This is a genomic window from Psychromonas sp. 14N.309.X.WAT.B.A12 (genome assembly GCF_030397575.1).
Taxonomy (GTDB): Bacteria; Pseudomonadota; Gammaproteobacteria; order Enterobacterales; family Psychromonadaceae; genus Psychromonas.
Genome location: NZ_JAPNXS010000003.1, coordinates 20,054 through 34,163 on the forward strand (window position 1 = coordinate 20,054; position 14,110 = coordinate 34,163).

Below are 14,110 nucleotides of genomic sequence, written 5' to 3' on the forward strand. Positions count from 1 at the left end.
AAGTGGCTATTGATTGAGACTTAAATAACGTTACTTCATCTTTTTAAAACAGGGATTAAATTATGATTGGATACACTACGATTGGTTCAAAAGACTTAGATAAAGCCGTTTCATTTTACGATTCATTACTTGAATTAGTTGGTGGTAAAAGAGTCATGGAAATGGACAGAATTAAATTTTACGGAACAGATGCTGGTGGCGCAATGCTAGCTGTTTGTACTCCTCATGATAACAATCCACAAACTGCTGGTAACGGTCAACAAATTGCTATTCCTGGTGGTTCAATTGAAGGTGCACAAGCGCTTTACAATAAAGCTATTGAACTAGGTGCAACAGACGCCGGTGAACCAGGTCAACGTTTTGACTTCTTCTATGGGTCATACGTTTATGACTTGGATGGCAACAAACTTTGTTTCTTCCACATGACCTAAGTGAATTAGTTCATTTTCAGCAAGAGCAGCTTATATCAATCACACTAATATAATTGGTATCAACAGTGCTCTTGCTTTTTTCTTTTTCTAACAGCAAAACCAATCTATCTAAACTATCTTCTTGTCATAACCCCTTTTAAAAATCCTAGCTCAAACGTGACTTTAAACAACGCATATATTTAAATTTTTAATGTCTTTAATAATGATAACAATAAGTTATATTAAGTGATGTGTTTCTAGGTTATTAGTTTTGGGGAGTTGTAATAGCTGCTTTAAAGGAAGGAATGACCACTTAAACAGTGGCCATTTATAGGATTATGCATTTGTTACGCGTGCTATTTGTTCTTCAACTTGTGTTAAATGTCCGGTCTTAACCCATATCGTTGCCCCTTGTTCACCCGCTTTAACCTGCAAGTTACTGCCTATTGGGGTACGTAACCAACTGTGTTTATTTAGGGTATCTGTAGACTCTTGTGCTGAGCCTTCAAGTACCAATAACTCTGCGCCGCCTTTTGCTTCAAGCGAGTAGGTCGCATTTGCTTGAAAGTGCAATACACTAACTTCTTCAATATCATCTAAATAAAGCGGAGTGACAGCAACTTGGTTATTATCATGAAGTTGTGTTTTACCCATTTTATTCATCTGTAAACGAACATGTGTACGATCATTTGCATCGAACTGCCAAAGTTTTACCAACATAGTGCAACCGCCTTTAGAGCTTGGTTGATGGCGAGACTGTGGTGGGTTTCGTATATATGAACCAGCTGGGAATTGTCCATGCTCATCTTCAAAAATACCTTCTAGCACAATAAACTCTTCCCCACCGGTGTGAATGTGTTCACTGAACTCACTGCCTGGCTCATAACGAACGATGGTAGTTGCTCTTGCTACTTCAGCGCCTACTCTATCGAGAGGCTTACGATAAACGCCCGCCATAGGTGATGCTATCCACTCTTGAAGCTGGCTGTGTACAACAGCGCGTTGACTAAAATCAGCTGCGATTTTCATATTACCTCCAATTTTGATATTATAGTTATCTATCGGTAGGTAGTTATATGGTTTAATTGTTTATAAGTCAACTTTAAAAGGGAACTTGGCGGTTAGCTGCCTTACTCAGAATGCATTATTACTTGTAAATAGTGATGCTCTGCTTGATAATTTATATTCAATGATGGGGAATACAAGAATGAGCAAAAAAGAAGCATTATTAAAAGCTGCAGAAGATAAAGTAAGACTAGGTGGCTATAATAATTTCAGTTTCCGAGAAATCGCTAATGAAGTGGGTATAAAAAGTGCCAGTGTCCACTACCATTTCCCTACCAAAGCGGATTTAGGCGCTGAATTAGCACATCAATATACGAATGCTTTTTTAGGTGCATTAGGCGATGTAGATGAACTTAAAGCTGCGAATAAAGATCCTATTGAAGCTTATACACAACTGTTCAGAAGTGCGTTACTCAACGATGACAAAATGTGTTTATGTGGTTTGTTAGGCGCTCAAAATGAAAGCTTACCTGAAAAGGTTCGTTCAGAAGTAAAACGTTTTTTTGACCTGAACTTAGCGTGGTTACAAAAAGCGCATATTGCTAATGGAGAAAACGAACCATTACATGCAGCTATCCTTACCGTCAGCACATTAGAAGGTGCAATGATGATCAGTAAGGCATTGAATGATCACAGCTATTTTAAACTAGCTACCCAGTAAAAGTATCGTGGGTACACTTAATTCTCTGTCATGTTAAGTGTATCCAGTGTCATATCTTATTAAGTACTCCCTCACTATTTATTGCCTAAACCAAAGCATTCTAATTTCATTATCTCTTATCCAAAAACCTTTGCCGTGAGTTTTAGGCAGAAGGCGATACTCATATCAAACTCACCTTATAGCTAGCACATTTAATTGAATTTTTAATTTATTGATTTTTAATTACTTTTTTAATTTCACACCTTCATTTTTATAGATCGCATTAAAAAATGACTAAATATAGATTGCTATTAGTAACTAATTAATCTTTAATAACTAAAGTTACCTATCGGTAGATAGTTTGGTTTGCATAGCTAACAACGAGAGTGAACAACAGTTGATAGTTATAGTTAAATAGCAGAGGTTGATATGAGTACTAATACAGTTGAAAAAACAACACTTCATTTTATTAAGGCAAGTGCTACAGGTACACCCGTGATCAATTATTCAGGCTTTGATGAGCAGCAGGAATATAGCGCACATTATGGCTTTGAAGAAACGGAAGTCATCAATGCAAGGGCGGTTTCAACAGAAACTGTTTTTAACTTAGACAACGCTGGTTTTCAGCTTACGCATTTTGAACCCAATGAAGTTGATTTTTTAGAAAGTGAAACGGTTAAAGCTGACTATTATCCGCAAGTAGAAGCTTTGATAAAAGTACAGACGGGCGCAGCGCATGTGGTTGCATTTGATCATACCGTACGTCGTGGCATTAAAGCTTCCAACCGTCATCCTGCTTACCATGTGCATAACGATTACACACATCAAACCGGACCGATAAGAGCACAAACCGTATTGGATAAAGCTATTCTAAAACGCTTTGCAGGAAAGCGCATGGTTCAAATAAACCTATGGCGTTCAATTGATGGTGTGATAGAGAAAGATCCCTTAGCATTTTTGGATTTCTCTACGCTAGATAGTAACGATTTAGTGAAGGCTAATATTTCATTTAACGATATGCACTCAACACAAAAGCATCAAGGTGAGATATTCGCACTGAAAAAGAATAAACACCAAAAATGGTATTACTACCCTGAGATGGATGGTAGCGAAGCCGTATTAATTAAAGGCTTTGATAGTGAACCCTCAAGCGCTCGCTTTGCGATGCATACCGCTTTCCCATTAGCTAATCAGGGCGAACACAACAAACCAAGACAAAGCATTGAAACAAGAACCTACGCATTTTTTGATGTTTAAGGGTGATTGATAAAGCTCAATGGTGGCGGAGTTGTAACCACATTGAGCTTAGATTACTTTTAGCGTTTTGATAGGTGTATTTTAAAGACGCAAAGAGTTCCCCTTATTTTTCTTCGTTAATTAGCTATTTAAAAAAGGGTAATACTATATCGTGTAAAAGGTACTGACCTTGTTCTGTATAGATAATAAGTAAGGTGGCGATATTAAAAAATACAGTAACGCGGTAAGTACTAATAAATTCGCTTTTACTTGTTTTGTGTCGTAATACTTTTTGTGCAATTAGCGCTCCCGGCCACCCACCAATCAAAGAAAGAAAATGCAATGTCGCTACTGAAGTTCTCCAACGGCCTGTTTGTGCTGAATACTTGTCTTGTGCATAAACAAGGATAGTAATTAAGCTGATCAATACGTAGGCGAAACCAATAAAAAATGGAAGTTTACGGCTGAATACAGCAAGTACTAACCCAATACAAAAAAGTACGGTAAATATAGAACTCAATATATAGCTTTTAGGTTTACTGTTCTTAGGTTTACTATTTTTAGGGGAATGACGTTCATGGCTTTTAGTCTTTTCTTTATTATTATCTCGTGCAAATCTAATATTCGTCGCTTTATATCGATTACCACTTTCATGTACTAATTCGTAGATAATAAGTTCACCATTAACTGGCCTACGTGATCTTGAATTAAAGGCTTTAATATGGACAAAAGCACGAGTACCGCCACCGTTTGGTTCCACAAAACCAAACCCTTTATCGTCATTCCAGTTTATTACTTTACCTTGAAACTTCATGTGTTCCTTAAATTTAATAATTTGCGTTGCTTTAGTTTTTAAATTAATTAGTTAAAGCATGTTTTTAGTTGTGTATATTTAAGTATTTTAACCTCCTCAGAGTGATGAGAAGGTGCCTACTAAAGTAGAGAAAGACTACTTTTGTTTAAATGGATTTGTTATGTGGCTATAGCCACTTTTCAGCTTTCATCAGCCCATTCCAAGCTTTACCAAGTAAAGATGGAAATAATCGAGGGTAAAATAAAGAAGTAAATGCAAATAAACCAAATATTGCCCAAAAACCTATGCTGTCCAGAAATGCATTTTCTGGACCCCAAAAAGTTAAATATTTGTTGGTTGCTAACCAAAGTAATACTGTTGTTGGCAGAGCAAATAACATAGATGCAAATTGTCCAAGCAAAAACTCTATAAGCTTATTCTCTGATTGTTTGATAATAAAAATCCTTAGCTAAAACTGCTACATAACGAGGCTGTATAACTTATCTAGCTTAAGTGAAAATACAGCTAATTATTAAAAATAATTGACTTTGAAAACAATAAGTTAAAAGTTATAATTTTATATTTCTTTGTAATAAACGACTTGTTATGTGTTTATTACGAACGACCAAAGCGTCGAGAGTAACAACGCTTACAAATTTCTTTGTCTTCACCTTTTATTTTGCAATGAAATGTTTTTTGACGATGGGGTGAAAGGTCTGAATTACAGTCATTACAATGCTTGTCATTTGGCATAACAATCAACAAATAGATACCTAATGGCAAAGCAATAATTGCCAGAATAATTATTAGCACATCATTCGAATTCAAAAATCTCCTCCTTGAAACACATAACGCCTTGCTAAGCGCGCGAAAAATTGTTGGCTAAAATAAGCGAGGAACGAGCAAAAGCCAACTGTTTTTTGTCCGTTTGAGCAACTTGTTAGCTAACCTTTGACTGCATCATTGACAGCCTCTTTACACAAGCCAATTAAAACGGCTTTTAGAACATCGAAAGGTAAACCACTTAATTTGGATGAGACAGCATCTTTAGCTTTGTTCCAAATACCATCGTTTTTAATTGAATCTGTAAAGTCATGACCTGCCCAAGTTAAACCAAAAGGAATAATTTTAACTATCCTTTCTGGAGTTGATGTTGAACAAATAGTTTCTCCACGAATTAAACCAGCCTCATATAAAAGATGATAATGCTCAAGAAATGTTATTTGATCATAACCATCAAATGGAGCTTCAATTATTGGGTGATCATCTTCTTTTGATTCAATATATAGAAGAATCTTTCTGACTAAATCCATATCACGTTGCACCGAACTCTCCTTGGTTAGCTAACGGCTCATTAAACCGATAAATTCCACATTTACGGTGGAAATACGAAATATATTTATTTGTTAAAAATTCATTAATAATACGCTAGAAAAACCTTAAAACAATCATTTAAAGGTTTTTGTCAAAATTTTATGATGTGGAAAGGTGGCGTTATTCCGTATTAACAACGGAAAGGCGGAATAGTCTTTGTTTACTTAAACGTGCCTGATTTTAATCACGGAAAGTATGAAAGAGAAAGTAGAGTCGCCGAGAGGGCGAAACAGTAAGTAAATAATAACCAAACTGCTTAAATGAGCGCAGACGAACCAATACTCATTATGCCTACAACTCTCCACCGTTGAGCTTTCCAAAGCAATCAATGCATTTTAGTAAAGCCAAACAGGGAGGGATTAGTTAAAGCTAGTGCGTTCATGTAAGTCCAAAATGGTATGTTTAAAACGATAATTTTAAAGGAATATTGCTTTAGCGAGCTTATACAAATTAGAATTTTCAACGCGGCTACATTAACTTCCCCGTTATATTTTTCTGAATCAATGATTGCCTTTAGCAAGGTTAGGCAGGGATGCCGTTGCTAGCGAACTTCGCGGCATGGACGCCGCGTATGAGCGGTGCGTTAAGAAGGTAGTCATTTATTCAGATTAAAAAATATTCGGTGTGGCCTTTTCTTTGGTTACTTTCTTTTGGCCACGCAAAAGAAAGTAACACGCCGACAGGGCGGAAGACCAAGTTACAATTATTCACTAAGCAACAGTGAGCGCAGACGAATCCACTATATAAGCCTCATCGATAAATCTAGAAAAAGCATAATTGTTGCGACAAAAAAGGCCATCTATATTTCTATAGACAGCCCATAAAGCGGTGACTTATTTTAGTGTTAGAGTTTTTGGCTCCCCGACACTACAGCTTATCTATGTCTGAACTAAGCTACTTGCTCTGCTTTAATATAATTTACCAAATCATCAATACTGACCACTGGCATATCATGTTGCTGTGCGAATTTAACGACTTCTGGTAAACGTGCCATTGAGCCATCTTCATTGCTTAATTCACAAATAACACCTGCGGGTGCAAACCCTGCTAATGTGGCTAAATCAACTGCTGCTTCGGTATGTCCTCTTCGCACTAATACACCACCTTCAACGGCTTGTAGAGGAAATACGTGGCCTGGGCGAGAGAGGTCATCGGCTGTTGCGTTTGGTGCAACGGCGGTTTTAATGGTGGTGACGCGATCTGCTGCAGAAACACCTGTGGTTACACCATGTTTTGCTTCAATACTCACGGTATAAGCAGTGGTATTTTGACTGGTGTTGTTGCTGACCATTTGTGGAAGTTGTAGCTTTTGCGTGGTTTTGGTTGGCAAACATAAACACACTATGCCACTGCCTTCACGGATCATCATCGCCATTTGTGGCGTTGTTAATGTTTCAGCAGCAAAAATAAAGTCACCTTCATTTTCTCTGTCTTCATCATCAACGACCAATACACCTGAACCGTTTTTGATTGATTGAATGGCATTTGATACACGCGTGTGTGCATCACCGAATAAACTTAATAGAGACTGACTCATGGTATTTTCCTTTGAATAGTTACCAGAATCAGGGCATGAGAGTAACATCACCCAATTATTAGGCGATGCTAAATAGCACTACGTATGTAGTGCTTTGTGTTCTCTTTCATCCGGACTATCACCGTCGGCTCTGGAATTAAACCAGATCTGCTGACCTTTATTGCTAGTATTACTAGGTTACATAATCAATAAAGCGCTCGCGGGCTCACCTAATAAGTTTACCGCCGGTGGGGAGTTTCACCCCGCCCTGAGAATTGCTAAATTAAAATTAGCTCACGGATTCTAACCTTTAGGTATTTAGGAAGATAGTTGAATTTGCTTGGATTACGTTAAATGTGTTTGGGCTTTTGCGAGCTTGCTGTTTGATCGGGGCTTAAATAGTGATTTGCAAGGTGGATAAAGTATTAAATTGCTGGCTGTTAGCTATGCTGAGAGTGAGTGTGAAAACTAAAGCCTGATTAATAAGCCTTTATCATCAGGCTTATTAATCAGTTGTTGCTATTAGCTAGCGCTGTTCATTTGTTCAATGAATTTGTTTGAATCAGCGATAGATTGGTTCATATCATTAACGAGTTGTTGAATGTCTCGCTTAAGATTGGTGAATTCACCTTTTATCTCTGACATCGCTTGCGCATTTAAATTATGTTTTAAGTACAGGACGTTGTCGTTTAGAGAAGATAATACTGGTTGCATTTTACTTTCTGAGTTGCGCATTGAGCGCAGCATAGTATTAAATTGACGTTCTGTATTAGTTAGTTTTTGGCTACTTTGGCGTTTTAAAGAGGCGCTCTTGTATTGTTTAAGTTCTTCGCTCCACTCTGCAAACAGTGCATTGGCGACATCTTCTACTTTGTCTATGTTTTCTGAAACTTCATTAGCTGCATCTAAACTGGATTGGTAATCGTCGTTTAATGCGTTGTAGGTGTTTTGCAAGTCGCCGCCTTTGAAGTCAATTAAGGCTGTTACGCGATCAAGTGCAGATTGAAACTCTTCTTGTGACTCTTCTTGCGATTCTTTTGTTTCCTCTACTCGGTCAATAAGAATGTCACGTTTGTGAATGCCCACTTTTTCCATTGTAGAGTAATAAACGGACTCACAGCCTGATAATAGAAAGGTGAGTGCGAGTAATGAAGTATATAAACGCGTCTGTTTTTTCATGTTACTTCCTGTATGTATGCATAGGTGGTGTATTGCGATGCCAATAGACATTCGGATAAGTACCAGTTAATGGTATGAATGATAAGCTCTCACATTATAAACGGCAAGTTAAGCTGTGTAGCGGCTAATAAAGGTTGTGCGATCTGATGGTTCAGCTCCGAAGGTAAGGGCATATTGAGATGCTCAAGTGTACCTATTTAATAAATCAGGACTATGTCTGAGTTTATATTGGGTTGGGTTAACCCCGAAAAACTTTTTAAAGCTACGGCTAAAGTGACTTGTACTTAAGTAACCTGTGGCGAAGCAAACTTGCGTTACTGAGCTGTTTTTCCTTAGCATTTCTGCTGCTTTTTTGAGGCGTAGTTGGAATAGGAAGTCTTGAGGCGTGCATCCGATAGTACGTTTAAACTCAGAAAAAAACTTAGTGCGACTCATGCATGATAGCTTGATCAAAGCTTCAATATTGATCGTTTCTCCTAAGTGTTTATATAAGTAGGCAACCACGGAATTAATGCCATTGTGCTCTGGGTCGTTGAGGCTGTGACAAATGATAAAGTCGCGAGTTTGTTCTCTCAATAATCGCGTAATGAGCTCACTCACCGCGAGATCAACCATAAAACTCCTATCTGGATGGTTCTCTGAAAAGATATTGATCATGCGATTTAATAAGGTTTGAGTCTCCGTATTATGATGCGTGTGCATTAGTTTATTGTCGTATTGCCACTCCTGTTGATAGGTTGATAATGGCGCATTAGCGTTTAGTTTATCGCAAACTTTTTTTACTTTGTTATGGCTAATTTCAATGGCAATACAGGTGGTGGGGGTGGTTAGGCTAGCCATTGGGAAATCAATTTGAATAGGGCGATTAGGTGCCATGATGAATGATTCATGTGGAAAAAACTCTGTTTCAAAGCGTCTATGTAGGCTGTGCATTATTTTTTTGCCTGAAAGCATGCCGCAAAACATGAGTTGATCAGAGGCGAGCTTAACGTTGCTAGCAGGTTCAAATGTGTCATATATGCTCAATTCAGCATCTTCTCCGGCAAAAGATGTTTTGTTCTCTACCAAAACTTGAGGGTTGTTTCTTTGATCTTGAACATGTTGGCTTATCATTTTTGTCACACTCCCTGCCATTTGAAACTGACAGTCAATATTTTTGAATTAACAGTCATGCATATAAAAAATCTACGGATAGGATGAATATCACACAGAGGCATACAAATAACTGAGAGGTGTTTATGATTTATCCAAATCCAGGTTCTGCAGAGTCACAAATTACGTTTAAATCTCATTATGATAATTACATTGATGGGCAATGGGTCGCACCGGCTAATGGGCAATATTTTACTAATAAAACGCCAGTAACTGGTGAAGATGTTTGTGAAGTTGCTCGTTCAGATCAGCAAGATATTGACCTTGCTTTAGATGCTGCGCATAAGGCTAAACAAGCTTGGGCGAGCACTTCTGTCACTGAGCGTTCTAATATTCTACTTAAAATTGCAGACAGAATTGAAGCTAATTCAGAGTTACTTGCGTTAGTTGAAACGTGGGATAACGGTAAATGTATTCGAGAGACGATGGGAGCTGATGTTCCCTTAGCTGTTGATCATTTTAGATATTTTGCTGGTTGTATCAGAGCGCAAGAAGGTTCGTTAGGTGAGATTGATCAGCATACCGTGGCTTATCACTTTCATGAGCCCTTGGGTGTGGTTGGACAAATTATTCCTTGGAACTTTCCGCTATTGATGGCTGCTTGGAAAATACCCCCTGCATTGGCTACTGGTAATTGTATTGTGCTTAAACCTGCTGAACAAACGCCATTATCTATTTTGTTTTTGATGGAGATTATTGGTGATTTATTACCAGCTGGCGTGTTGAATATTGTGAATGGTTTTGGTGAAGAAGCAGGGCAAGCCTTAGCGACTTCTAAACGCATTGCTAAGATTGCCTTTACTGGCTCTAGCCCTATTGGTAAACATATTTTGCAATGTGCGGCAGATAATTTGATCCCTTCTACTGTTGAGCTGGGCGGTAAGTCACCTAATATTTTCTTTGCCGATGTGATGAACCATGAAGATGCTTTTATCGATAAATGTTTGGAAGGTGCTGCATTAGCGTTCTTTAATCAAGGGGAAGTATGTACCTGTCCATCTCGTTTGCTGGTGCAAGAGTCAATTGCCGATGAGTTTATCGAGCGTTTGATTGCGCGCACTCAAAAAATTATACAAGGCAATCCATTTGATACTGACAGTCAAATTGGTGCACAAGTTTCTAAAGCGCAATATGACAAGATTTTATCCTATATTGAAATCGGTAAAGATGAGGGCGCAGAAGTGTTAACGGGTGGGGCCATTGAGAAGGTGGATGGGGCACATAATGGTTACTACATTCAACCTACTTTATTAAAAGGCAGTAATCATATGCGTGTTTTCCAAGAAGAAATTTTTGGGCCTGTGATCAGTATTACTACTTTTAAAGATGAAGAAGATGCTTTAAAAATAGCTAATGACAGTGAGTTTGGATTAGGCGCGGGTTTATGGACAAGGGATAGTAATATTGCTTACCGTATGGGGCGCGGTATTCAAGCTGGGCGCGTATGGACAAACTGTTATCATCTCTATCCTGCCCATGCTGCGTTTGGTGGGTATAAACAATCTGGTATTGGACGTGAGAACCATAAAATGATGTTAGAGCACTATCAACAAACGAAGAACATGTTGGTGAGCTACGATATTAATCCGATGGGATTCTTTTAGTTCATTGTGAAAGTGAGTCTGTAAAACAATAAAGCCGCTTATGATAAGCGGCTTTATAACAAATAAACCTTGTAAGGAGTGAGTTATAGCTCGATCACTACATCTTCACCGTCGATATTCAGTGTTAATGTTGTATCTGTTAGGTTGTACGAAACTTCTGTTTTAGGACCGTTCAATTTACTTGGTACTAATAGCGTTAGAATGTTGTGCTCTTTCTTCGCTTTAAACTTCGCTTCAACATGACGATGAATTTCAAGATCTTTGTATTCGCTTGGGTCAACTTCACCAAAGCCTTCTACATTTTCAATTGAAAGTAGATCATCTTTGCTGTCATTGATAAATGAAACGTCTAGTTGTGCGTTTTCACCAATGATTTTGAAAGTGTCTGTCGCTGTTTCAGTACTAAATGTTGTATGCAGTAGCCAAGTCAGATCTTGCTCTGATTTAAGTGTTGCTAGGTCACGCATTACAAATACTTTACCTTTAGCAAACCAGATTTTACGCTTGTAAGATTCAAGATCTGGGTTGTGGAATTGGTAAGACGTTGATGCATCACCTTCAACAAATAACAGGTCTGATTCTGTATCGAAGTCGGTAATTTTACCGCCAGCTTCCACACAGTAGCGATCTTGATGTTCGCCTTCAAAGTTAGTCGTTGTATTTTCAGCGTACTGACCTTTACCACCAAATAACGGTAAGTTTTTAGAGAAAGTACGACGACGCCATTTGATGTGCATATCTACACCGAAACCACCGTAGTAACCTGTGATAGCTGCTAAGGTATCGCCAAATGCATGAAGAGTATAGGCGTTTTGGTCACCGTGTGAGTGACTGATAGAACCGAATGGGCTACATTTGTAAACCATGTGAATATGCTCATCACGGTTTGTCATGTTGCTATGGAAACCAGCCCAACCTGTGATTGGGAAGACTTTAAGCTGTGGTTCATCTGAAGGTTTAACTTCAGGCATATCGTTCCATAGGTAATCAAAGCGTAAGTCATCGTAACCAAAATCCCACCAACCGAAGTTGTAGAATTTAGTATGTGCTTCCGTGTCACGTGCTTTCAGTTGGTTGTAGTACCAAATGTATTCAGGTTTGTTGTTAACACCTGCAAAATGTTTGATGTTGTAAGCTAATTTCAAACCTGGGAAATCACCAATACTTGATTGATCACAGAAACTTGCACGTTTGGAGTGAACAGGCATACAGTACATGATGAAGTCACCTGTATTTTTGTAGAACTCTTTATTAAACATGTTGATAGAGGTGTAGCTTTTCAGAAGGTCAAAAGATTCACCTAGGAAGGCCATTTGCGTGTTCCAGTAATCTGGACCTTCAGCCCAAGCTCCATCTTCTCCGCCCCATGGTGGGTAATGTACAGCATAGTATTCAATACCGTATTCAATGTATTCACGTGCTTTAGGGTATTCATTGTATAGTGCGATACAGGTTGGGATCACCGCAGATGAAATTGAACGAACACCATGGCTATTAAGTGGGTTAGCCAGTAGATCTACTGTTACTTGTAGATGATGCATGATCTCTTCTAAGCGAATGATAAGTGCTTGTTTTACTGTTTCACGTTCTGCATCAGAGAAGTATGCATGTAGCCAATCATAACCCCAAGCCATTGCTGCAATCACACGAAACGCGGCTTCATCATTATAACCACGTGAGGTTACACCTTCTGGATCGTAAGCAGCTAATTGTAATGTCCATGCTTTTGCTTTGGCGATGATTGCTTCATCTTCTAGTACGATACCAGCGATTGATAGGTTACGAGTTGCGTTGAAAGCTTCTTGACAGCTAACGTACATTTGACGCCAGTAAGGACGCCACAATGAAGCTTTACCAACGGTTTCTTCAGGGTAAGCTTTTGGTTCTTCATAAGGTGCTACGTCTAAAAATTTATTTGTTGAGTTATTCATGAAAGCATCAAACTTGCAGTAGCCTGCATTATCTTTCAGGTTAGCTCTAAAAGCAGGTAGATCTTTACTTTGAACCAATAGACGAGGGTGCTCTACACTCAAATTATCCAAAAAAGACAGATCAATATCAGCTTTTTGAACTTGAACTGGCATCACATCAAGAAGATTACCAGCAGATTTGTCGTTTTCTAATTTAATCGCCTTGATCGCATCAAAAGATTTGTTAGACATTTAAACCTCTACTTATGAAATTAATAAATTTATACCAGCCCAGCAATGGTAAGTTACTCAACTGCAAGGAATGTTAATGAAATATCAGGTTATTAAGCTATTCAAGGGAAGTACCTTAAACAAAAATCGACATTAATTGTGTCGATTTGATGCCGTTATTAAACCTTTAATAATGATCAATTTATATCATTTGTATTACTTAATTACAATAAACTGGCGGGCGTACTATTCCAATACGAGCACTAGGTCACAGGATCAAACTTGGTTATTTGAAAATATGATTGAGGCTTAATAGGGGAGGATAAATAGGTTAGGTATTTAGATATAAAAAAACGAACAAAAATGTTCGTTTTTAATAATGTCTAAGTCAATTCACATTGTGTTGATCAGTTTACTGCAGCTTGTCTAGCTTGCCTTCAATTTCTTGAATCTTATTATCAACCACTGACTGTAGGTGTTTTAAGTCTGATAGTACTTGTTGTTTTAGTTCTTTTTCACTACTGACTTGAACACTTAAGCTATCCAGTTCTTTAATAATTTTGTGCAGTGTTGGGTTAATCTCTGATAACTCTGTAGTGCCTTGTATATGTTGTACGTGTTGACCGCCACTCACCGTTTTGATTTGACGTTGAAATTTATATTTACTGCTACGTCCAATTAACATACCACCCGTCTTTCGGAAATATACTTTTAAAATATCCTTATCGCCTTCTTTACGCAGTGAATAGCGTTTGATATTTTCTGGGTTACGGATCCCGATGTCTCTAAGGTTTGGATACATTACTTCTCCTTAAGTATATTGTCGATTGTCTATAGTTTGAACTATCACGAAAAAAGATCAATTAATTTTATGGTTAATTTGGTGTTTTTTTAGGCTGAATTTTCAATAAAAAGAAGGTTTTGGAGAGTTTATAAAAGAGAGGGGGAGTAACAGACCTTAGCACATTCATCCATTTTGATGTTGTAAGGTCTGTTGGGT

At 38.0% G+C, this 14,110-nt stretch carries 14 protein-coding genes and 1 riboswitch; of the genes, 4 read left to right on the forward strand and 10 right to left on the reverse strand.

Going from position 1 to position 14,110, the window contains the following annotated elements:
• Positions 1 to 62: 62 nt before the first annotated feature.
• Positions 63 to 431 carry a VOC family protein gene (locus OW492_RS04965; RefSeq protein ID WP_290038835.1) on the forward strand — a complete coding sequence of 123 codons (369 nt, stop codon included), beginning with the start codon at positions 63 to 65 and terminating at the stop codon, positions 429 to 431.
• A 315-nt stretch (positions 432 to 746) separates the two neighbouring features.
• Here the strand turns inward: OW492_RS04965 and OW492_RS04970 are convergent, their stop codons facing one another.
• Positions 747 to 1,439, reverse strand: coding sequence for a cupin domain-containing protein (locus OW492_RS04970; protein ID WP_290038836.1), 693 nt, complete (start codon positions 1,437 to 1,439; stop codon positions 747 to 749).
• Between the two features lie 178 nt (positions 1,440 to 1,617).
• Between OW492_RS04970 and OW492_RS04975 the strand changes: the two genes are divergently transcribed.
• Complete coding sequence (locus OW492_RS04975; protein WP_290038837.1) at positions 1,618 to 2,136, forward strand: TetR/AcrR family transcriptional regulator; 519 nt, start codon at positions 1,618 to 1,620, stop codon at positions 2,134 to 2,136.
• 408 nt (positions 2,137 to 2,544) lie between these two features.
• Positions 2,545 to 3,372, forward strand: coding sequence for a CmcJ/NvfI family oxidoreductase (locus OW492_RS04980; protein WP_290038838.1), 828 nt, complete (start codon positions 2,545 to 2,547; stop codon positions 3,370 to 3,372).
• Positions 3,373 to 3,496: 124 nt separating this feature from the next.
• Here the strand turns inward: OW492_RS04980 and OW492_RS04985 are convergent, their stop codons facing one another.
• The 7 genes from OW492_RS04985 to OW492_RS05015 form a co-directional block, all read right to left on the reverse strand.
• A complete protein-coding gene (locus OW492_RS04985; RefSeq protein ID WP_290038839.1) occupies positions 3,497 to 4,165 on the reverse strand; it encodes a cold shock and DUF1294 domain-containing protein in 669 nt (222 codons plus the stop codon).
• A gap of 166 nt (positions 4,166 to 4,331) precedes the next feature.
• Complete coding sequence (locus tag OW492_RS04990; protein WP_290038840.1) at positions 4,332 to 4,565, reverse strand: hypothetical protein; 234 nt, start codon at positions 4,563 to 4,565, stop codon at positions 4,332 to 4,334.
• A 194-nt stretch (positions 4,566 to 4,759) separates the two neighbouring features.
• Positions 4,760 to 4,972, reverse strand: coding sequence for a hypothetical protein (locus OW492_RS04995; protein ID WP_290038841.1), 213 nt, complete (start codon positions 4,970 to 4,972; stop codon positions 4,760 to 4,762).
• 116 nt (positions 4,973 to 5,088) lie between these two features.
• Positions 5,089 to 5,469 carry a DUF2513 domain-containing protein gene (locus OW492_RS05000; RefSeq protein ID WP_290038842.1) on the reverse strand — a complete coding sequence of 127 codons (381 nt, stop codon included), beginning with the start codon at positions 5,467 to 5,469 and terminating at the stop codon, positions 5,089 to 5,091.
• 938 nt (positions 5,470 to 6,407) lie between these two features.
• Positions 6,408 to 7,055 carry a 3,4-dihydroxy-2-butanone-4-phosphate synthase gene (ribB, locus tag OW492_RS05005; protein WP_290038843.1) on the reverse strand — a complete coding sequence of 216 codons (648 nt, stop codon included), beginning with the start codon at positions 7,053 to 7,055 and terminating at the stop codon, positions 6,408 to 6,410.
• Positions 7,056 to 7,149: 94 nt separating this feature from the next.
• A riboswitch (FMN riboswitch) is annotated at positions 7,150 to 7,314 on the reverse strand.
• Between the two features lie 242 nt (positions 7,315 to 7,556).
• A complete protein-coding gene (locus OW492_RS05010; RefSeq protein ID WP_290038844.1) occupies positions 7,557 to 8,213 on the reverse strand; it encodes a DUF2959 domain-containing protein in 657 nt (218 codons plus the stop codon).
• A 183-nt stretch (positions 8,214 to 8,396) separates the two neighbouring features.
• Complete coding sequence (locus OW492_RS05015; RefSeq protein ID WP_290038845.1) at positions 8,397 to 9,326, reverse strand: helix-turn-helix domain-containing protein; 930 nt, start codon at positions 9,324 to 9,326, stop codon at positions 8,397 to 8,399.
• A 125-nt stretch (positions 9,327 to 9,451) separates the two neighbouring features.
• Between OW492_RS05015 and OW492_RS05020 the strand changes: the two genes are divergently transcribed.
• On the forward strand, positions 9,452 to 10,969 hold the full coding sequence (locus OW492_RS05020; RefSeq protein ID WP_290038846.1) for an aldehyde dehydrogenase family protein: 1,518 nt from the start codon (positions 9,452 to 9,454) through the stop codon (positions 10,967 to 10,969).
• Between the two features lie 83 nt (positions 10,970 to 11,052).
• Here the strand turns inward: OW492_RS05020 and OW492_RS05025 are convergent, their stop codons facing one another.
• Together OW492_RS05025 and OW492_RS05030 are read right to left on the reverse strand one after the other, a co-directional pair.
• Positions 11,053 to 13,131 (reverse strand): DUF4962 domain-containing protein, encoded by a 2,079-nt coding sequence (locus OW492_RS05025; protein WP_290038847.1) that lies wholly within the window; start codon positions 13,129 to 13,131, stop codon positions 11,053 to 11,055.
• A 391-nt stretch (positions 13,132 to 13,522) separates the two neighbouring features.
• Entirely contained in the window at positions 13,523 to 13,912 is a 390-nt protein-coding gene (locus tag OW492_RS05030) for a DUF3461 family protein (protein WP_290038848.1), read from the reverse strand.
• Between the last annotated feature and the right edge of the window lie 198 nt (positions 13,913 to 14,110).

What these genes read in the sequence shown, in the direction of transcription:
- OW492_RS05030 (WP_290038848.1), bottom strand. Translation starts at nt 13,912, where the DNA reads ATGTATCCAAACCTTAGAGACATCGGGATCCGTAACCCAGAAAATATC.
- OW492_RS05015 (WP_290038845.1), bottom strand. Translation starts at nt 9,326, where the DNA reads ATGATAAGCCAACATGTTCAAGATCAAAGAAACAACCCTCAAGTTTTG.
- OW492_RS05010 (WP_290038844.1), bottom strand. Translation starts at nt 8,213, where the DNA reads ATGAAAAAACAGACGCGTTTATATACTTCATTACTCGCACTCACCTTT.
- OW492_RS04975 (WP_290038837.1), top strand. Translation starts at nt 1,618, where the DNA reads ATGAGCAAAAAAGAAGCATTATTAAAAGCTGCAGAAGATAAAGTAAGA.
- OW492_RS04985 (WP_290038839.1), bottom strand. Translation starts at nt 4,165, where the DNA reads ATGAAGTTTCAAGGTAAAGTAATAAACTGGAATGACGATAAAGGGTTT.
- OW492_RS04965 (WP_290038835.1), top strand. Translation starts at nt 63, where the DNA reads ATGATTGGATACACTACGATTGGTTCAAAAGACTTAGATAAAGCCGTT.
- OW492_RS04980 (WP_290038838.1), top strand. Translation starts at nt 2,545, where the DNA reads ATGAGTACTAATACAGTTGAAAAAACAACACTTCATTTTATTAAGGCA.
- ribB (WP_290038843.1), bottom strand. Translation starts at nt 7,055, where the DNA reads ATGAGTCAGTCTCTATTAAGTTTATTCGGTGATGCACACACGCGTGTA.
- OW492_RS05025 (WP_290038847.1), bottom strand. Translation starts at nt 13,131, where the DNA reads ATGTCTAACAAATCTTTTGATGCGATCAAGGCGATTAAATTAGAAAAC.
- OW492_RS05020 (WP_290038846.1), top strand. Translation starts at nt 9,452, where the DNA reads ATGATTTATCCAAATCCAGGTTCTGCAGAGTCACAAATTACGTTTAAA.
- OW492_RS04970 (WP_290038836.1), bottom strand. Translation starts at nt 1,439, where the DNA reads ATGAAAATCGCAGCTGATTTTAGTCAACGCGCTGTTGTACACAGCCAG.